Source organism: Xanthomonas sp. DAR 80977 (genome assembly GCF_041240605.1).
Taxonomy (GTDB): Bacteria; Pseudomonadota; Gammaproteobacteria; order Xanthomonadales; family Xanthomonadaceae; genus Xanthomonas_A; species Xanthomonas_A bundabergensis.
This window is the reverse complement of sequence record NZ_CP162487.1, coordinates 4,392,434-4,412,033: the sequence shown is the minus strand read 5'-3', so window position 1 is coordinate 4,412,033 and position 19,600 is coordinate 4,392,434. Positions and strand designations below refer to the sequence as shown.

Here is a 19,600-nt window from a genome sequence, read left to right as displayed (position 1 = left end):
TCGGCGACAGGAGCAGGCCATGATCCGCGACATCATCCGCATGGGCGACCCGCGCCTGCTGCGCATCGCGCAGCCGGTCGGCGACTTCGGCAGCGCGCAGCTGCAGGCGCTGGTCGCCGACATGTTCGAGACCATGGACGCCGCGCGCGGGGTCGGCCTGGCCGCGCCGCAGATCGCGGTGGACCTGCAATTGATGGTGTTCGGCTTCGACAGCAACGCGCGCTATCCCGATGCGCCGCCGGTGCCGCGCACGGCGCTGGCCAACGTGCAGATCGAGCCGCTGTCCGACGAGCTGGAGGACGGCTGGGAAGGCTGCCTGTCCATTCCCGGGCTGCGCGCGGTGATCCCGCGCTACCGCCGCATCCGCTACCGCGGCGTGGACCCGCACGGCACCCCGGTGGCGTGCGAGGCCGAAGGCTTCCATGCGCGGGTGGTGCAGCACGAGCACGACCACCTGATCGGCCGGCTGTACCCGTCGCGGATCCGCGACTTCGGCAGGTTCGGCTTCGAGGACGTGCTGTCCTACGAGCTGTAGCGCACCCGCCGTAGCGCGGTCCGCGCCGCGCACGGCCTGCACTGCGCCCGCCCGTCGCGGCAGGGCACGGCAGCGGGCGTCCGCGTCCGGTATCCCTCGACACACGGTGTCTACCGGCCGGACTGGCTATTTTGTGCCGCATGCCCCATTGTTGTGTGACGTTGGTCACTTATTTTCGGTGACCCACATGGAGTGTGCTGGTGAAAGTTCTTTCCGTTTTTGGTACGCGCCCCGAAGCGATCAAGATGGGGCCGCTGGTCCGCGCGCTGCATGCCGCGCCGGACATCGACTCCCTGGTCTGCATCACCGGACAGCATCGGGCGATGCTGGACCAGGTGCTGGGCCTGTTCGCGATCGCGCCGGATCACGACCTCGATGTGATGGTGCCCGACCAGACCCTCAACGGGCTGTGCTCGCGGTTGTTCGACAAACTCGACGCCCTGTACGCGCAAGTGCAGCCTGACCGGGTGCTGGTGCACGGCGATACCAGCACCGCGATGACCGCCGCGTTGGCCGCGTTCCATCGGCGCATTCCGGTCGGCCACGTCGAGGCCGGCCTGCGCACCGGCAACCTGCAGCAGCCCTGGCCGGAAGAAATGAACCGGCGGGTGATCGACGTGGTCGCCGACCATCTGTTCGCGCCCACCCATGACGCGCGCGGCAACCTGGAGCGGGAACACCTGTCCGGCCGCATCAGCGTCACCGGCAACACCGTGATCGACGCGCTGCAACTGACCGTCGAACGGCTCGCGCGCGATACCGCGCTGCGCGAGGCGGTCGATGCGCAGTTCGCGTTCCTGGATCCGCGGCGCAAGCTGCTGCTGGTCACCGGGCACCGCCGCGAGAGCTTCGGCGACGGCTTCGCCAACATCTGCCGCGCGCTGGCCGAACTGGCGCAGCGCCAGGACCTGCAGATCGTCTACCCGGTGCACCTGAACCCGAACGTGCAGGGCCCGGTGCACGCGCAACTGGGCGGCCTGCCCAACGTGCACCTGATCGCGCCGCAGGACTACCTCAACTTCGTGCGCCTGATGCAGCGCGCACACGTGGTGCTTACCGATTCCGGCGGCGTGCAGGAAGAAGCGCCGGCGCTGGGCCGGCCGGTGCTGGTGATGCGCGATGTCACCGAGCGTCCGGAAGCGGTGAAGGCCGGCGTGGTCGCGCTGGTCGGCACCGATCCGGCGCGGATCGTGGCCGCGGTCGCCGCGGCCTGCGCCAAGCCGGCAAGGCCCGCGCAGTTCCTGCCCGGCGCCAGCCCCTACGGCGATGGCCGCGCCTCGGCGCGGATCGTGGCCGCGTTGCGCGGCCTGCCCTTCGACCAGTTCGCGCCCGGCCCGGCCGTGGCGGTTTCCCACCTTCCTCTCTTAGAAGCGACACCATGACCCAGACCCGACGTCGTACCGCACGCTTTCCCACGGTCGTGCCGCTGGCCCTGGTCCTGCTGGCCCCGTTGACTCCCGCCGCCGCCGCCGCCGCCGACTCCGTCGCCGGCCAGTTCGGCGAGTGGACGGCCGAGACCACGGTGCAGCGTTCGATGACCCTGCGCGAGCTCGGGTTCAAGCAGCCGCTGGTGCTCAGCGGCCAGGACGGCCAGCGCGAGATCTACCTGCCGGTGCCGGCAGGCGTGGCGACCCGCGATGCGCAGCTGCAGGTGGATGCGCGCTACATGCGCGGGCATCCCGGGCGCAGCGCCAGCCTGCTGTCGATCGACGGCGACCCGGTGTCGGCGCGTTCGCTCACCGACGCGCAGGGCGACCTCGGCCAGGTGATCGGCATCGACGGCTTCGCCCGTCCCAGCGGCTTCGTGCGCTTCGGCGTGGGCTGGTGGTCGGTGGTCTCCGAGCGCGAGTGCGCCGACCAGAGCGCGCCGGCCAACGTGCTGCGGCTGTCGCCGGACTCGCGCTTCAGCTATCGCTTCGACGGCCGCGCGATCGACACCGTGGCCAAGGCCTGGGGCGCATTGCCGGCCACGGTGCGGCTGCTGGTGGAAGGCCGCGCCACCCGCGCCGACAGCTACGACACCGCCTGGCGCGTGGGTGCGGCGCTGCAGAACGGCGGCAAGCGCGTGCAGGTGGTCGCCTTGCCGGCGGTGGGCGCGAGCGTGGACCTGCGCGGGCTGGCGATCCCGGTCAGCCTGGCCGGCATCCCGGCCTACGCGGCGCTGTCCGACGGCAGCGCCCGCCACCGCATCGGCAGCCTGGCGGAGGTCGGCGCGCTGCTCTCGCTCGGCGACGCCGGTCCGCTCGCGGTCGACGTGGCGGTGCTCAGCGATCCGCTGCGCGCCGGCGTGCGCGCCGCGCTGGATGCGCTGGCCGGCGAGGTCGCCGGCGCCGCGCCGGACGCGGCCAGCGCGTTCGCCGCTTGGCGCAGGACCGACATGGCCGGATTCGAACAGCCGGCCGCGCCGGCGTCGGTGGCGGTGGCCCTGGTCGGCGGGCGTCCGACCCTGCTGGTCGCCAACGGCGCCGGCGCCAAGGCCGCCGGCCTGCTCAGCGAACAGTGGCGCGCCTATGCGCTGGGCGGTTCGCTGCAGGTCGGCGCGGCGCTGCTGCCGCCGGCCGACAAGGGCGTGGTGCTGCTCGGGCGCCTGGGCAACATCGCCGGCACCCTGGACATCGTCGCGCGCGGCGAGCGCAGCGTGAACTTCGACCTGGGTGGGCTGTCCAGCGATGGGCGCGTGCCCAGCGAGGTGGTGCTCGACGTTTCCGCGGCGCCGAATCCGGCCGGGCAGGGCGCGGTCGCCTCGATCTTCTTCAACGACTACCTGGTGGGCGCCAAGGTGCTCGACGGCGACGGCAAGCCGCAGCGCCTGATCGCCAAGCTGCCGCGCTTCGCCCTGGCCGCGCGCAACCAGGTACGGATCAGCTTCCTGCGCCAGCCGGCGCGTGCGTATTGCCACGACCCGGCTACCGGCTACCCGGTGTCGGTGCTGCCCAGCAGCCACATCCGCCTGGCCGAGCGCAGCCTGGGTGGCGATTTCGTCGGCGCGGCCGCGCAACTGGCCGGTCCGCACGAGGTGTTCGTGCCCGCGAGCTGGCTGCAGGATGCGCCGGCGTCGCTGGCCAAGGTGATCCACATCGCCAGCGCGACCGGGGCCTCGCCGATGCAGGCGCTGCTCAAGGTCGGCGATCCCGCGACCGCGATCGCGCCCAGCGGCGCCTACCTCAGCTTCGTGCTGGCCCCGCAGGGCCTGGCGCAGAGCGGGGCGCTGCGCGACGGCAAGCTGGTGGTGTCCGGCCCGGACAAGCAGGTGCTGCTGGACCTGGCCGGGCTCGACCGCGCCGCCTTGGTGGAAGTGGTCGGCAGCGGCGCGAACACCGGGGTGATCTACCGCGAGCTGGGCACGCAGGGACCGCAGATCGAAGAGCCGTTCCGGCTGGTCCACGGCAACCTGGCGCTGCTGGATGCGCGCGGCGTGGTGCAGGACTTCGATGGCCAGGACCCGACCGGCGCGCGCCTGGCCGAGCAGGCCGACCCGCAACCGATCTGGGAGCAGCACATGGTGTGGCTGCTGGCGCTGGTGGCGCTGATCGTGTTCATGCTGCTGGCCGCGCGGGTGACGCAGGTGCGGCGTCGCCGCACGTCCGCGCAGAGCGGGCACTGACCGCACGTGGACAGCCTGTCCTGGAACATCCACCTGGCCAACTACTACGCCTTCCTGGAGACGGCGGCGGTGGTGGTCGCGGTGGTGATCCTGATTTCCAGCCTCGACGACCTGTTCATCGATGCCTGGTACTGGGTGCGCGAGATCTGGCGCAGCCTGATCGTCAAGCAGCGCAGCCAATACCGGCCGTTGACCCAGCAGGACCTGCTGCAGCGGCCCGAACAGACGCTGGCGATCATGGTGCCGGCCTGGGCCGAGTACGACGTGATCGGGCAGATGGTCGAGAACATGATCGACGTGCTCGACTACCACGACTACGTGGTCTTCGTCGGCACCTATCCCAACGATGCGCAGACCATCGCCGAAGTGGAGCGCATGCGCCGCCGCTACAAGCGCATGCGCCGCATCGAGGTGCCGCACGAAGGCCCGACCAGCAAGGCCGACTGCCTGAACTGGCTGGTCCTGGCGATCTTCGAGTACGAGAAGCAGAACGGCATCGAATTCGCCGGCGTGGTCCTGCACGACAGCGAAGACGTGCTGCACCCATTGGAGCTGCGCTTCTTCAATTACCTGTTGCCGCGCAAGGACATGATCCAGCTGCCGGTGACCTCGCTGGACCGCGAGTGGTACGAACTGGTCGCCGGCGTGTACATGGACGAGTTCGCCGAATGGCACGCCAAGGACCTGGTGGTGCGCGAGAGCGTCTCCGGCATGGTGCCCTCGGCCGGCGTCGGCACCTGCTTCTCGCGCAAGGCGCTGCTGGCGCTGAGCCAGGTCAGCGACAACCAGCCGTTCAACACCGAGAGCCTGACCGAGGACTACGACGTCGGCGCGCGCCTGGCGGCGATGGGCATGCATTCGATCTTCGCGCGCTTCCCGGTGCAGTTCCGCGTGCGCCGCCCGTCGTGGTTCGGCTGGGGCCCGGTGCGCGAGCGCACCTTGCAGATGGCGCTGTGCGTGCGCGAGTACTTCCCCGACAACTTCCGCGCCTCGTACCGGCAGAAGGCGCGCTGGGTGCTGGGCATCGGCCTGCAGAGCTGGGAGACGCTGGGCTGGCGCGGCTCGCTGGCCACCAAGTACCTGCTCGCGCGCGACCGCAAGGGCATCGTCACCTCGTTCGTCAGCGTCTTCGCCTACCTGATCTTCCTGCAGCTGATGCTGTTCTGGCTGTTCAAGGCCAGCGGCGCGTGGACCGCGCAGTTCCCGACCATCTTCCAGAGCGGCACCTGGCCGATGAACGTGGCGCTGCTGACCACCGCGGCGCTGGCCACGCGCGTGGCGCAGCGCTTCTATTTCGTCAACCGCCTGTACGGCTGGGAGCATGCGCTGATGTCGATCCCGCGCATGGTGGTCGGCAACATGATCAACTTCATGGCGACCGCGCGCGCCTGGCGCCTGTTCCTGCTGTACCTGCTGTTCGGCAAGCGCATGGTGTGGGACAAGACCATGCACGATTTCCCCAGCGCCGCGCAGCTGGTGCATACGCGCCGGCGCCTGGGCGAGCTGCTGGCCACCTGGGAGGCGGTCGAACCCGAGCGCCTGCAGCAGGCGCTGCAGCAACAGCAGGGCGGACGCCAGCAACCGCTGGGCCGGATCCTGGTGGCGCAGGGCTGGCTGGACGACGAGACCCTGGCCGAGGCCATCGCCTTCCAGGGCGACCTGCCGCGCGCGGCGATCGACGTCGATTACCTGCAGGCCGGGCAGTTCCCGCTGTCGGTCGAGGCCTGCGTGCAGTGGCGGTTGCTGCCGCTGCCGTCGAGCGTGCCCGGCGAATTGGCGGTCGCGGTGTCCAACGCGCTGCCCGAGGCCGAGCAGGTGCGGCTGCTGCACGACGTCGACGCGAGCGTGCTCAAACAGTCGATCGCGCGCGAAAGCGAGATCAACGCCGGCCTGCGCCTGATCAGCGGCGAGCGCTACCGCGTCGATGCGGTGCCGCTGCTGGGCGATCTGCTGGTGGAGCTGCGCCTGATCGCGCGCGACCAGTTCGAGCGCGTGCTGGACGACTACAAGCCGCAGCGCGACGGTCGCATCGGCGATCACCTGGTCAAGCAAGGCGTCGCCACCGAAGCGGCGATCGCCGCGGCGGTGCGCGAGCAGCAGCGCCGTTCCGGCCAACCCCGCTACAGCGCCGACGGAGAGCTGCAGGCATGAGAACCACCTTGCTCTCCAGCGTGATCGCGCTGAGCCTGCTCGGCCTGGGCAGCGCTGCTGCGCACGCGCAGCAACCGCCGCTGGCCGGCGCCGCCTACCGCATCGCCGAGGATGCCTACGCGGCCTATGCGCGGGGCGATTACCAGCAGGCCAACCGCCAGGCCGCCGAAGCGGCGCGACTGCGCCCGGACGTGACGCGCCTGCGCCTGTTGCAGATCTACGCGCTGCAGAAGCTGGGCCGCGGCGACGACGCGCGCGCGCAGGCACGCCGCGCGCTGGCCGATGGGCTGCAGGATCCAGCGCTGCCGGGCCTAGCCGCCGCCACGACCGCCGCATCCACGGCCGCTGCGCGCGCCGGCGGTGCCCCAGCGCCGCGTGCGACGGCGCATCCGAGCGCGGCCGAACAGGCCTACCGGCGCGCCTTCGCGCTGGCCACCCAGGCCTACGACGCCTACAACGCCGGCCGCATGGCCGAGGCCGCCGGCAAGGCCGAACAGGCGTTCCGCCAGCAGCCGCAGCAGGGCGGGTGGGCGCTGTTGTGGGTGTCCGCGCTGGAAACGCAGGGCGATCTGGACGCGGCCCGGCAGGCGGCGAACTCCGCGCTGGCGCTGGGCGCGCCCAACCGCAGCGAGGTGCTGGCCGGTCGCGAGCGCATCGAACGCGCGCAGGCGAGCGCGGCGGCCCAGCTCGGCGAGCAGGCGCTGGCCGCGCAGCGCCCGGAGGACGCGATCGCGCCGGCACGCAGGGCGGTGCAACTGGCGCCCGCTGACGGCCACTACCGCCTGCTGCTGATGCGCGCGCTGCTCCTCGGCGGGCATCTGCAGGACGGCGTGGACGCCGCGTCCGCCACGCTCGCCCAGGATGGCGCGGATACCGATGCGCGGGTGATGCGCGGTTACATGCTGCAGCGGCTGGGCCGCGCTGCGCAGGCCAACGCCGATTTCGACGCGGCGCTGGGCCAGGCGCAGCTGGACCCGCAGCAGCGGCGCAACGTGCGCCTGCTGGCGGTCGATGCGGCCGTGGCCGCCGGCGACCGTGCCCGCGCCGAGCGCCTGCTGGCCCCGCTGCGGACCGATGTGCCGGCGGACGCGGACGCGGCCACCGGCAAGGGGTTGGCCGCGGCGGTGGCCGAGCGCGAGCGCGCGCTGCGCGGCGCGCGTCCCGGCCAGGCGCTGACCCAGGCGACCTATCCGGCGCCGATCCAGCAATGCCGCCAGGCCGCGGACGGCAGCCGGTGCACGTTGCTGCCGGCCGACCTGCAGGACGGGGGCGGCGCCGCGCGCACGGCCTATGCCGCGTACGCACGGCAGGACTACCCGGCGGCCATCGACAACGCCCGCGAGGCCGTGCGCACCGACCCGGACAGTGCGTCGCTGCAGGCATTGCTGACCACCGCGCTGGCGGCGGGCGACCCCACCCAGCAGGCCGAGGCGCGCCAGCGCCTGGACACGGCGCTGGCCGCGACCCCGGACGATGCCGGCCTGCTGATGCAGCGCGGCTACCTCGCCCGGCGCATCGGCACGCCGCAGCAGGCCTTGGCCGACTTCCGCGCCGCCGACGCCACCGGCAAGGCGCCGCCGACGGTGGTGCTGGACCAGGCCTATGCCAGCGCCGCCGCCGGCGACCGCCGGCAGGCGGCGCAGCTGCTGCGCACGGCCATCGACCGTGCCGATGCGGGCCAACTGCCGCTGGACACGACGCAGCGCGAGGCCACCCGCCAGTCGATCGCGGAGGTCTCGCGCGAATGGGGCATGACCCTGTCGGCCGGCTACCGCGGCGCCCGCCAGGCCGCGACCAACCTCGGCGGTGCGGCGGTCAGCACGCCGGGCGATTCGGTCTTCGGCACGCTGGAAGCGTTCTGGCGTCCGGCCGCGTTCAACGACCGCCACGGCACGCTGGAAGCCTACGCGCGCCTGGCCAACACCCTGTACGACGAGGGCGGCACCTACGAGTCCCTGCTCGCGGTGGATCCCTGCACCGGCGAAGCCACCGCCGATGCGCGCGACCGCGCCGAGCGTCTCAGCCGCTCGCGTTCGGTCGCCGGCTGGCCGTCCACGGTCGGTTCGCTGGGCCTGCGCTACGCGTTCGCCCAGACCGGCCTGAGCGTGGGCATCGAACGCCGCCAGTTCCTCGGCAGCGGCAGCCGCCGCGGCGGCGTCTATGCGGACGCGGCGGACGTGCGCTGCCGCATCCAGACCCGATCCGAGCGCCCGTTGCAGGTCGACACGCTGGCCCGTTACCGGCTCGACAGCGACGCAGGCGGCTGGATGACCTACCTGACCTACGGCTTCTACCATGGGACCGGCTTGCGCACCGATACCCGCCAGTGGTGGACCGTCAGCGGCTACGCGCAGGCCGGCTACAGTTGGGACGACAACCGCGCCCGCTTCAGCGTGGACAGCCTGGACGGCAACGGCGATCCAGCGCAGCGCCTGTCCGATTCCGATGGCCGCCTGCGTCGCCAGCAGGCCTTCGCCGCGGCCGAGGTGCGCGCCGGCCGCAGCTACCGCGTCGGCGCCGGGCAGGCTCCCTGGGTGCTGACCCCGTATCTGGTGGTGGGCGCGGACTGGCTCGACCAGCGCTCGCGGGTCAGCGGCATCGAATACCCGCTGATCGGCGAGCAATCGTTCGCTCTGTCCGACACCGAGCGCAGCTGGTCGCTCGGCGCCGGCCCCGGCGTCGGCGTGCGCTACTGGTTCCGCGAAGACCATTACCACGCGGCGCGCTCCTACCTGGACCTGACCGTGCAGTACCGCTACGCCCTGGGCGGCGGCGATACCCAGCGCGCCAAGGGGCTGTTCGCCACGGCGACCCTGTCCTACTGAAAACGGCGTGTCCAGCCGCGGCCCGATGCCGCGCTCGGGCCTGCCCGTGCGCGCCGCAGCCTGCGCCGGACGGACCTACCCGCGCCCGCTGCGCCACTGCCGGCGCAGCGCCTGCGCGCGCGGGGTGTCCTGCGACAGCCACGGATCCAGCGCGAACGCGTAGATGCCGGCGGCGCCGCTGCGCCGCGCCCACGCCAGCTGCTTGGCGATGCGCGCGGCATCGGCGGTCTGCGCCTGGAAGTCGCTGCCATCGGCGGCCGTGCCGGGCAATTGCTCGAACAGTTCGACCACCACGTCGAAATCGACCTGGCGCGCGCGCAGCAGCGCCAGCAATGGATTCACCCCGTCCAGGTTGTCCAGCCCGGCCACGCCGACGCCGTCCTGCACCATCGGCCGCAGCGGCACCTGGTCGAGGATGCGGGTCCACAGCTGCGCCAGCGAACCGGTGGTCGGCAACCGGCTGAAATACGTTGAGATCGCAGTGACCTGCCCAGTGCCGGCCTTGGCCGCAGCGCACAGCGCACCGAGCCAGGCGCACAGACGACGCTGCCGATCGTCCTGCGCCCAGTGGAACTGTTCCAGCTCGTACGGCAGGTACCAGCCGGCGAAGTTGTCCTGCCTGGCCCACGGCGCGGTCTGCAGGTAGCTGCGCGCGTTGTCCAGGGCCAGCGCCAGGAAGGCATCCAGCGCGGCCGGGTCCGGCGCCTGCAGCGCCCGCCACCAGCCGCTGTGGTAGGGCAGGCCGACGCGCACCTGCAGGCCCGCGCCGGCGGCGCTGGAGAAGATCCGCTGCATCACGCCGTCGGGCACGGTCCAGTCCGCCTCATCGCCGCCGCCGTACAGCCCGGCCCACTGCAGCACGATCTGCCGGCAGCCCATGCGCTGGGCGAGCGCCATGTGCCGCTGCCAGTCCTGCGCGCTCAGCTCCAGGTGGCTGCGCCACGGCTGGATGAAGCCGCCATCGAAACGCGGTGGAGTCGAACAGCCCGGCAGCATACCCAAGCCGAACGCCGCCGGCGCCAGCACCGCCAGCCGCAGCAGGTCGCGCCGGCCGGACGAGACGGGACGGGAGCCAAAGCGATCGTTGTTCATTGCGTCCGCGCGTGGCGAGATCCAGGCCGCAGTTCTACAGCATCGCCACCAACGAGCGTGTCGCGCGGGTGCGATGGAGCTTCGGGGTGACGTTCTCCAGCGGCGTGTTCGGGCCGAGGCCGGCATTGTTGACCATCACGTCGAGTCGGCCGAACGACGCGCAAGCCGGAGCGTGCGGATGCAAGGGTGAGCGACACCGGCAACAGGCGCCGGGCGCGTCGATTCGCGAAGAGGTCGACACGAGTGGATAGTTCGGTGTCTCTGCAGAGGCGGGCAGTGTTCCAATGGGCTGCCTCCCATGCCGAGCCAGCGGCCAACGCCGGGAGCACCGGTGGAGGTTCCGTGCGCTACCCTATCCGCGAGTTCGGGCATGGTCCGGGGAAGCCGATGGAACACGAGATCACCCACCTGCTGGTGCAGGCGCGTGCGGGTGCGCCGGAGCGGCTCTCGGCGGTCTTCGAATTGTTGTATCCGGAACTGCACCGGCTGGCCGCCACGCGGCTGGGGGCCGGCGAGCGCACGCTCAGCCCGACGGTGCTGGTCCACGAACTGTACCTGCGCGCGACCACCGGCGAGCCGCTGTCCACCGTCAATCGCCGGCACTTTTTCGTCGCCGCGGCCAAGGCGATGCGCTGGATCGTCATCGACCATGCCCGGCGTCGCGCCAGCGAGAAGCGTGGCGGCGGGCAGGTGGCGGTCACGCTCACCGTCTCGTTGGCTGCCGACGACGGTCCGGAGCCGCGGGTGCTGGAATTGAACGAAATGCTGGAGGCGCTGGGCGAAATCAATCCGCAGCGGCGCGAAGTGGTCGAACTGCATTTTTTCGCCGGGCTCGAGTTCGCCGAAATCGCCGAGCTGCTGGATTGTTCGTTGCGCACGGTCTACCGCGAGTGGGAACGCGCGCGCGCGTTCCTGCACGCGCAATTGCGCGAGCCGTGACGCATGGACGCCGGCGAGAAGGAGATCTGGCACGAGGCCGATCGGATTCTCGACGAATTGCTCGATCTGCCCGCGCTGGAACGCTTGCCGCGGTTGCGGCAACTCCCGCTGGCGCCGGCGCTGCGCGAATGCGTGACACGCCTGCTGGCCGCGCACGAGGAAACCGGCGGTCCGCTTGATACCGGTCCGCTGCACGACTGGGTCACGGCGGCCGAAGCCGCCGCCGGACCTGCTGCGGATCTCGGCGGGCACCGGCTGGGCCGCTGGCGTCTGCTCGAACCGATCGGCCAAGGCGGCATGGCGGTGGTCTATCGTGCGGTCTCGTGCGAACCGCCACTGGACCAGCAGGCCGCGGTCAAGCTGTTGACCCTCGGCGCCCTGGCGCAGGGCGGGCGTGAGCGTTTCCTGCGCGAGCAGCGCTTGCTGGCACGCCTGCGCCACCCCTACATCGCCCCGCTGTACGACGCCGGCGTGGCCGCCGACGGCACTCCGTGGCTGGCCATGGCGCTGGTCGAAGGCGAGCGCATCGACGATTGGTGCGAGCGCCATGACGCCGACCTCGACGCACGTGTCGGCCTGGTCCTGCAGGTGGCCGAGGCGCTGGCTTGCGCACACCGCAATCTGGTGATCCATCGCGATATCAAGCCGTCGAACGTGTTGGTGGACGCCGACGGCCACGCCCGCTTGCTGGATTTCGGCATCGGCGCCCTGGTCGATGCCGAGCACAACGAACGCACCACTACCGGCCTGCACGCGTTGACCCCCGAATATGCCGCGCCCGAGCAGTTCGCTGGTGCCACGCCGACCACCGCGATGGATGTCTATGGGCTGGGCACGCTGCTGTACCGTCTGCTCGGCGGCCGGCCGCCGGGGCGGCCGAGCCCGGGCCCGTTGGCGCCCCCGTCGCGAGTCGCCGCGTGTGCCACCGTCGACGCCGCGCCGCGCCGCTGGGCGCGGCAATTGCGTGGGGACCTGGATCTGATCGTGATGAAGGCGCTGGCGCCGGAGCCGGAACGCCGCTACTCCAGCGTCGAAGCCCTGGCCACGGACCTGCGCCACTGGCAGGCCAGACGGCCGATACAGGCGCGTGCGCCCAGCCTCGGCTATCGGCTGCGTCGTTTCCTGTCCCGCAATCGCTGGGGCGCTGCCGCGTGCGCGGCGCTGGCGATGGCCTTGCTGGGCGGAGTCGCCGTGGCCGGGTGGCAGGCGCACTGGGCGCGGGAAGAAGCGCGACGCGCGCGCGCGGCCGCTGCCGAGTCCGAGGCCCAGCTCACCTACGTGGACAGCCTGCTGGAGCTGCTGGTGGTGCCCGCCAACGCGCCGGCGCAGAAGCGCGACGTCGGCGCTCTGGTGCGGCGGGTGGCCGAGCGCGCGCGCAAGGATCTGGCCGGACGCGATGCCGCGCTGGCGCGGGTGGAAAACACCCTGGCCGATGTGGCCGCTTATGGCGGCGACTATCCCCAGTCCGCCGAACTGGCCCGGAGCGCTCTGGCGCGTCGACGCGCCGGTTTCGGCGACGACGCGCCGGAAACCGCAGAGGCGATGCAGACCATGTCGTTTGCGCTACGGCAGAAGAACACGGCGAAAGACAGGGCCGAAGCGTTGGCACTGGCCGAGCGCGCCACCGTGATCCTGCGCCGCCACGCCGCCGACACGCCGCAACTGGTGATGGCGTTGGACCATCTGGCATTGCTGCAGATGGAGCGCGACGACACGGCGCGGGCGTCGGCGCTGACCGACGAGGCCCAGTCCATCTGCGATCGCCGCGTGCATGACCATCCCATCTGCGAACGGCCGTTGTTCCGCCGTGCCGACCTGCAGTTCCGCCTGGGGCACTTCCAGGCAGCGATAGCGGGGTTCAGCAGGTTGCTGGAGCTGAAGCGGCAGCGCCTGGGCCCGGACGACGCACAGACCCTGCAGGTGGGCAGCCTGTTGGCAATGAGCTACAGCCGGTCCGGCGCCGGCGCCAGGGCGGTGCCGCTGCTCGAGCAGATCCTGGCGCAGCAGCGCCGGATCTACGGCAGGCCGACCGAGGAAATGCTGTTGACCCAGCAGAGCCTGGCCGAGGCCCTGAGCCAGTCCGGAGATCATCCACGCGCGCTGCGGCAGTTCGGCGAACTGATCGAACAGATCCGGCCCGTTCTTGGGGAAGGCAGCGCGCAGATGGCGTATGCATTGTGCTCGCAGGGCATGGCCGAGTACGACATGGGCCGCTACCGGGAGGCCGCCAGAGACTTTCAGCGCAGCCGGGCGATCTACGCGGCGATGTTCGGCGCCGATTCGGCCTTCGCGATGGCCAACCTGCTCTTCTACGCCGATACCCTGCGCGAACGTGGCCAGCCACACGACGCGCTGCCGCTGCAACGGCAGGCGCAGGCAACGATGGAACGGTTGCTCGGGGCCGATTCGTTGTACGTCGCCCGTGGCCTGAGTCGCCTGGCGGCCACCGAAGTCGCCGTCGGCGACGGCGCCTCCGCACTGGCGCATTACGACCGCGCGGTGGCGATCTATCGCGCCGGCCTGCCTGCCGACAACCCCTTGCCGGCAGTGATTGCCGCTCCCCGCAGCAACGCGTTGCTGCAGCTGGGCCGGGTCGATCAGGCGCGTGAAGCCGCGCGTGCCGCACTGGACGAAATCCAGGCCAAGGCCCGCCATCACCCGCTCTATTACGGTCAGGCCCTGGCCCCGTATGTGCGGGCCACATGCGCCACTGCGCCCGCCGCCCCGACGGAGTGTGCCGAGGCACGCCATCTGGCGGCCGTTGAACTGCGGCGCGAAGACCTCGCCGGACGCGCGCGCCTGCTGCTGGTCGCGGCGCTCGACGACACGGCGGTCGCGATCCGCCGCTGACCCCGGCGCGAGCCGCACCAGCAACATTCACATTCCTTTTGGCGGAAGTGCCGGCATGGCAGGCCTGCCTGGCAGTTCATGGCCCTGTTTTGCGGATGTCTAGGTACAGGGCCCCGTTCCGGCCGGCCCGTCAGCGGAGCAAGCAAACCATGAACAGTTTCCACCGGACGGCCGCATCCAGCCCGGCGCTGGCAGGCCGAGGTCGCTCCCGCAGATGAGGCTGCAGGGACTGGCCGCCGCCGGTGGCAGTCCTCAGCCGTGCAGCTTGGCCAACCGTGATTTCGTTGACTGGACAACCTAGGAGTACACATGAAATACAGGAACAGCCGATTCAAGCCGAATCGTCCGCACGTCGCGATCGCGTGCGGACTGGCGATCATGCTCGCGCTTTCCGGTTGCGCGTCAACGCCGAACCGGCCCTTGCAGAGCAGCGCCCGTGAGGCGTTTCCCGACCTGTCGCAAGCGGTGTCGGGCAATGAAGTGCCGGCGGAGGCGATGAAGGTCGCGGTCTATGAGGCTGGATTCGAGGATGTCTTCCGTGTTGCCAGCGTCTCGGCGAGCCAGGCCCAGCTCAATGTCGAGCAGGTCGACAAGAAGAACGGGCTGATCTTCGCCACCCGCGATGCCATGCTGCTGCCGGGCATTTCCGCTTACGACCAGCCATCGCCGCATCGTTTCTTCTACGTCATCTCGGTGAAGGAGCTGGATGCCAAGCGCAGTCAGGTGCGGGTCGTTGCCAAAGTGCAGGCGGAATGCCAGAACAGCGTGGAGGGCGGCAACAGGGCGCTGTTGGGCGTCCTTTCGTTTGGTATGACCGAAATCGCGTTAGCGCCGATCCGTAGTGCCTGCGAGCGGATCACGCATACGCGTTGGGCGCAGAGCACGTGGACGGCGGCATTGGAGATGGGGCAACTGCAGGTGTTCATGCGCAACAACCTGCTGGCTGCGGGATTGCTATGACCATGGTGATGGGACTGTCCACGGGCCTGGACGGCGGGGGGGCGTCGTGTCCAGGTTCCAGTTGAGCGGGGTCTTCCTGTCGATCTGCGGGGCACTGGCGGCGGGAGCGGCAGACGCGCAGCTGGCCAAGTCGATCAGGCTCGAATCCGCTCCGGTCGGTGCGCAGGTCTTCCTGTTGCAAGGAAGCGGCCGCAAGCAGGTGTGCGCGGCCACCCCATGCGACTGGCAGGCCGATTTCCACAGCGACCGTTCCGTGCTGCGGCTTGGTTTCGAGCTCGCTGGCCATGAGGGCGCCACGCTGGAAGTTTCACCCGGGCTGAGTCATGTCAAGGCAAGTCTGAAGGCGGAGAAGGGCGCGGTCCGCGCGCCTGCGCAGACTGCGCGGGTGCAGCAATTGCAGTCCAGGCTGATGCCGGCGATCGCGGAAGTCGTACGGGTGGGGGAGGCGAACAGCAAGGTCTCGCGGGCGTCCGGGGCCGCCAGCCTGCGCGAGATCGGTGGGCGCACCTACGTCCATCTGCCCCTCAAGGTATGGAACCTCGAACCATTCGTCGTTGACGGCAAGGGATCGCTGGTGCGCGCGATGTGGATGAGTTCGGGAGGAGGCTACGACACCTTGCTGGAGGAGCGGCTCGCCGGCGAAGGAATCGATGGGACGATCGTCGAGGCCACGATCGGCGATCCGGCCGACAGCGATTTCTCGGTGGCTGGCCAGGCCGAAGCCACGGCCGAGATGACCTGCATCCCCGGCACAGTGATGGTTTACACAAGCTGTGCCACACAGGCGCCTACCTACGAGACGTCCTGCTCCAACGGGACCTGCAATACGCGCCAGAGCGGCACGCACTGCGCTCCCGGCAACGTTGCGCAGTACAACGCTTGCGCAACGCGCGCGCCCGTCACGAAGTACACGGTCAAGGCCAATCCCCGGATCGGGATCAATCCCCAGGCCAACGCGGGCAGGGTGCGTCTGATCGGCATTTCCCATTGGTCGGGGAGCGATAGCCAGGGCGCGCCGACATGGCTGCAGACCGATGCGGCGGGCCGCGTCGTCCATGTTGCCGGCCCACCCCCATCGGGCGCACTCAAGCGCGACTTGGGATTGCCGTGATCGCGTCGCGGCCGCGACGGACCTGGCCCGGACAGTCGACGCAGGGTGGGCACAGCAGGTGCCCACCCCTTTGCTTTCACGCCCGATCCGGAAGCGGTGGGCAGCTTTGCTGTCAGCCTACTTCAGCGCCTTGAAGCGCAGCCGCTTCGGACCGGCGTCGTCGCCCATGCGGCGGCGCTTGTCGGCCTCGTACTCGCGGTAGTTGCCCTGGAAGAACTCCACGTGCGAGTCGCCTTCGAACGCCAGGATGTGGGTCGCGATGCGATCCAGGAACCAGCGGTCGTGCGAGATCACGAAGGTGTTGCCGGGGAACTCCAGCAGCGCGTCTTCCAGCGCGCGCAGCGTCTCGATGTCCAGGTCGTTGGACGGTTCGTCGAGCAGCAGCACATTGCCGCCCTGCAGCAGGGTCTTGGCCATGTGCAGGCGGCCGCGTTCGCCGCCGGACAGGGTGCCGACCAGCTTCTGCTGGTCCTGGCCCTTGAAGTTGAAGCGGCCGATGTAGGCGCGCGACTGGATCTCCACGCCGTTGATGTTGAGGATGTCCAGGCCGCCGGAGACTTCCTGGAACACGTTGTGGTTGCCCTCCAGCTTGTCGCGGCTCTGGTCCACGTAGGCCAGCTTCACCGTCGGCCCGAGCACGATCTCGCCCGAGTCCGGCTTCTCCTTGCCGGTGATCATCTTGAACAGCGTCGACTTGCCCGCGCCGTTCGGGCCGATGATGCCGACGATGGCGCCGGACGGCACCAGGAAGCTGAGGTCGTCGATCAGCAGGCGGTCGCCGAACTTCTTGGTGACGTGCTTGAACTCGAGCACCGCATTGCCCAGGCGCTCGCCCGGCGGGATGAAGATCTCGTTGGTCTCGTTGCGGCGCTGGTAGTCCACCGACTGCAGTTCTTCCAGCCGCGCCAGGCGCGCCTTGCCCTTGGTGCGGCCGCCCTTGGCGTTCTGCCGCGACCACTCCAGTTCCTTCTGGATCGCCTTCTGCCGCGACTTCTCCTGGTTGTCTTCCTGCTTCAGGCGTTCTTCCTTCTGCATCAGCCAGTCGGTGTAGTTGCCCTTCCACGGGATGCCGCGGCCGCGGTCCAGTTCCAGGATCCATTCGGCGGCGTTGTCGAGGAAGTAGCGGTCGTGGGTCACCGCCACCACGGTGCCGGTGTAGCGCGCCAGGAACTGCTCCAGCCATTCCACCGACTCGGCGTCCAGGTGGTTGGTCGGTTCGTCGAGCAGCAGCATGTCCGGCTTCTGCAGCAGCAGCCGGCACAGCGCCACGCGGCGCTTCTCGCCGCCCGACAGCGGGCCGATCACCGCGTCCCACGGCGGCAGGCGCAGCGCGTCGGCGGCCACTTCCAGCTGCTGCTCGAGCAGGTGCGCATCGCCGGCGGCGAGGATCGCCTCCAGGCGCTGCTGCTCGGCGGCGAGCTTGTCGAAATCGGCGCCTTCCTCGGCATAGGCCTCGTAGATCCTGTCCAGCGCGGCCTGCGCCTGCAGCACTTCGCCGACGCCTTCCTCGACCGCTTCGCGCACGGTCTTGGCCGGGTCCAGCTCCGGCTCCTGCGCCAGGTAGCCGACCTTGATGCCCGGCTGCGGGCGCGCTTCGCCGCTGAAATCGGTATCCACGCCGGCCATGATCTTCAGCACCGTCGACTTGCCGGCGCCGTTGAGGCCGAGCAGGCCGATCTTGGCGCCCGGGAAGAACGACAGCGAGATGTCCTTGATGATCTGGCGCTTCGGCGGCACCGTCTTGCTGACGCCGTTCATGGTGTAGATGTATTGCGACATGGGGTCTCCGGAAGGCGCAGGACGCCCGCCGGCCGGGGCCGGAAGGCGCGAAATGGATGTGCGCGATTATAGCGGCACCGGCGTAGCCACGTCGGCCGCCGGCCTGCATGCGCTGCTTGCCGGAGCGGTGCCGGGAGCGGCTGGGTTCAGGTCGCCGCAGCGCGTACCAAGCGGCGCTGGCGCTGCCGGTAGACCAGCGTGCACGCCACCAGCAGCAGCATCGCCAGCCACTCGCTGCCCAATGCCGCCTGCATCGCCGCCAGGCTGCCGCCGCCGCGCGCGCGCGCGTAGACCGCGCCCAGCGCCGCCGGGCCCAGGCCCATCGCCGCCTGCAGGACGGTGGAGAGCATGGCGCTGCCCGCGCCCGCATGTTCGGTCGGCACCTGCGACAGACCGATGCGGTAGAAGCAGGCCACGATCCACGCCTGTCCGGCGCCGATCAGCGCCGTCGCCGGCGCCAGCGCGAGCCAGCCGGGATGCGGCCACACCGCGTGCAGGGTCCAGGCCAGCGCGAGCAGGCCCAGCATCTGCACCGTGCAGCCCAGCAGCAGCGTCGGCAGCAGCCCGAACCGGGCCACCCCGCGCGCGCTGAGCAATGCCGAACAGAAGTACGCCACGCCGAGCACGATGAAGGCATTGCCCGACTGCAGCGGCGACAGCCCGGCGCCCGACTGCAGGGTCAGCGCGAGCACGAACATGAAGCCGCTCCAGCAGGCGAAGAACAGCGCGCCCAGCAGCAGCGCGAAGCGCACGCTGGGCAGGCGCAGCAGCGCTGGCGGCAGCAGCGGCACGCGGCCGCGGCGCTCCTGCCAGGCTTCGGTGCGGGCCAGCGCCGCCAGCAAGGGCACGGTCGCGGCCAGCACCGCCAGGCACGGCGCCGACCAGTGCAGCGTGGGGCCGAGCGCCAGCGGCAGCAGCAGGCAGGCCAGGAACAGCCCCAGCAACCCGGCGCCGGCCAGGTCGGGCGGCATCCGCCGCGCCGCGCGCGTCTCCGGCACCGCGCGCAGGCCCGCCAGCGCCAGCACGCAGAACGGCAGGTTGATCAGGAAGATGGCGCGCCAGCCGGAACCGGCGATGTCGGCGGTGACCAGGGTGCCGCCCAGCACCTGGCCGATGACGAAGGCGATCCCGCCCAGCGAGCCGTACAGCGCCAGTGCGCGCGCATGCGCCGCGCCGCGCAGGCTGACGTGGATGGTGGCGAGAATCTGCGGCACCGCCAGCGCCGCGCCCAGGCCCTGCAGCACGCGGCCGGCGAGCAGGGCGGCCACCGATCCGGCCAGCCCGCACAGCAGCGAGGCCACCGCGAACAGCAGCACGCCGGCGGCGAACACGCGGCGCCGGCCCAGGTTGTCGCCCAGCCGCCCGCCCGCGGCCAGGCCCACCGCGAACGCCACGCCGTACACCGCCACGATCAGTTCCAGCGCCGTCGCCGAGGCGTGCAGCGTGTGGGCGATGGAACCGAGGGCGACGTTGATGATGGAAAAGTCGATCAGCGGCAGCATCTGCCCGAGCAGCAGGATCGCCAGGCCCCAGGCACCCAGCGTCGGCGGCGAGGCGCTGGGGCAGGCGCATGCGGGCGGCTGCCGGTCGAGACGGTCGAGGGAATGGGGCGTGGTGGCGGGAGCGGAGGGCGTGGTCATGGCGCGCAGTATGCGAACCTCTTAAACTGGTACAAGTAGTTATTTATCCTGGTACTGGCGCTTCCTGCCTGTGGCTGGGAGCGCCGCGGTGGAACAGGGAGAAGAGCGAGATGC

Annotated in this window: 12 protein-coding genes; 9 read left to right on the top strand and 3 right to left on the bottom strand. The window is 70.6% G+C overall.

Annotated elements, in window-relative coordinates:
• Positions 1–19: 19 nt before the first annotated feature.
• From def to AB3X10_RS18740, 5 genes are all read left to right on the top strand, one after another.
• Positions 20–535, top strand: coding sequence for a peptide deformylase (gene def, locus AB3X10_RS18760; RefSeq protein WP_369976929.1), 516 nt, complete (start codon positions 20–22; stop codon positions 533–535).
• A gap of 200 nt (positions 536–735) precedes the next feature.
• On the top strand, positions 736–1,917 hold the full coding sequence (gene wecB / locus AB3X10_RS18755; protein ID WP_369976928.1) for a non-hydrolyzing UDP-N-acetylglucosamine 2-epimerase: 1,182 nt from the start codon (positions 736–738) through the stop codon (positions 1,915–1,917).
• Positions 1,914–4,139, top strand: a complete 2,226-nt coding sequence (locus AB3X10_RS18750; protein WP_369976927.1) for a hypothetical protein — start codon at positions 1,914–1,916, stop codon at positions 4,137–4,139. Before wecB ends, AB3X10_RS18750 begins: the two co-directional genes overlap by 4 nt.
• A 6-nt stretch (positions 4,140–4,145) precedes the next feature.
• Positions 4,146–6,290 (top strand): glycosyl transferase family protein, encoded by a 2,145-nt coding sequence (locus tag AB3X10_RS18745; protein WP_369976926.1) that lies wholly within the window; start codon positions 4,146–4,148, stop codon positions 6,288–6,290.
• Entirely contained in the window at positions 6,287–9,115 is a 2,829-nt protein-coding gene (locus AB3X10_RS18740; RefSeq protein ID WP_369976925.1) for an NfrA family protein, read from the top strand. The genes AB3X10_RS18745 and AB3X10_RS18740 overlap by 4 nt, the downstream gene beginning before the upstream one ends.
• Positions 9,116–9,190: 75 nt before the next feature.
• Here the strand turns inward: AB3X10_RS18740 and AB3X10_RS18735 are convergent, their stop codons facing one another.
• Positions 9,191–10,207: a DUF4434 domain-containing protein gene (locus tag AB3X10_RS18735; protein ID WP_369976924.1), complete on the bottom strand. Its 1,017-nt coding sequence runs from the start codon at positions 10,205–10,207 to the stop codon at positions 9,191–9,193.
• A 186-nt stretch (positions 10,208–10,393) separates the two neighbouring features.
• Here AB3X10_RS18735 and AB3X10_RS18730 point away from each other — a divergent pair, with 186 nt between their 5' ends.
• From AB3X10_RS18730 to AB3X10_RS18715, 4 genes are all read left to right on the top strand, one after another.
• Positions 10,394–11,146: an ECF-type sigma factor gene (locus AB3X10_RS18730; protein WP_369976923.1), complete on the top strand. Its 753-nt coding sequence runs from the start codon at positions 10,394–10,396 to the stop codon at positions 11,144–11,146.
• 3 nt (positions 11,147–11,149) lie between these two features.
• Positions 11,150–13,996 carry a protein kinase domain-containing protein gene (locus AB3X10_RS18725; protein WP_369976922.1) on the top strand — a complete coding sequence of 949 codons (2,847 nt, stop codon included), beginning with the start codon at positions 11,150–11,152 and terminating at the stop codon, positions 13,994–13,996.
• A 309-nt stretch (positions 13,997–14,305) separates the two neighbouring features.
• Positions 14,306–14,956: a hypothetical protein gene (locus AB3X10_RS18720; RefSeq protein ID WP_369976921.1), complete on the top strand. Its 651-nt coding sequence runs from the start codon at positions 14,306–14,308 to the stop codon at positions 14,954–14,956.
• Between the two features lie 61 nt (positions 14,957–15,017).
• Positions 15,018–16,067 (top strand): hypothetical protein, encoded by a 1,050-nt coding sequence (locus AB3X10_RS18715; RefSeq protein WP_369976920.1) that lies wholly within the window; start codon positions 15,018–15,020, stop codon positions 16,065–16,067.
• A 117-nt stretch (positions 16,068–16,184) separates the two neighbouring features.
• On the opposite strand, the gene ettA is transcribed toward AB3X10_RS18715, so the two are convergent.
• Entirely contained in the window at positions 16,185–17,846 is a 1,662-nt protein-coding gene (gene ettA, locus AB3X10_RS18710) for an energy-dependent translational throttle protein EttA (protein WP_145705407.1), read from the bottom strand.
• A 146-nt stretch (positions 17,847–17,992) separates the two neighbouring features.
• Entirely contained in the window at positions 17,993–19,486 is a 1,494-nt protein-coding gene (locus AB3X10_RS18705; protein ID WP_369976919.1) for an MFS transporter, read from the bottom strand.
• Positions 19,487–19,600: the final 114 nt, after the last annotated feature.

Excerpts from the sequence above, each read along its gene's own strand:
- def (WP_369976929.1), top strand. The coding sequence starts at position 20 with ATGATCCGCGACATCATCCGCATGGGCGACCCGCGCCTGCTGCGCATC.
- AB3X10_RS18750 (WP_369976927.1), top strand. The coding sequence starts at position 1,914 with ATGACCCAGACCCGACGTCGTACCGCACGCTTTCCCACGGTCGTGCCG.
- AB3X10_RS18740 (WP_369976925.1), top strand. The coding sequence starts at position 6,287 with ATGAGAACCACCTTGCTCTCCAGCGTGATCGCGCTGAGCCTGCTCGGC.
- AB3X10_RS18735 (WP_369976924.1), bottom strand. The coding sequence starts at position 10,207 with ATGAACAACGATCGCTTTGGCTCCCGTCCCGTCTCGTCCGGCCGGCGC.
- AB3X10_RS18725 (WP_369976922.1), top strand. The coding sequence starts at position 11,150 with ATGGACGCCGGCGAGAAGGAGATCTGGCACGAGGCCGATCGGATTCTC.
- AB3X10_RS18720 (WP_369976921.1), top strand. The coding sequence starts at position 14,306 with ATGAAATACAGGAACAGCCGATTCAAGCCGAATCGTCCGCACGTCGCG.
- ettA (WP_145705407.1), bottom strand. The coding sequence starts at position 17,846 with ATGTCGCAATACATCTACACCATGAACGGCGTCAGCAAGACGGTGCCG.
- AB3X10_RS18705 (WP_369976919.1), bottom strand. The coding sequence starts at position 19,486 with ATGACCACGCCCTCCGCTCCCGCCACCACGCCCCATTCCCTCGACCGT.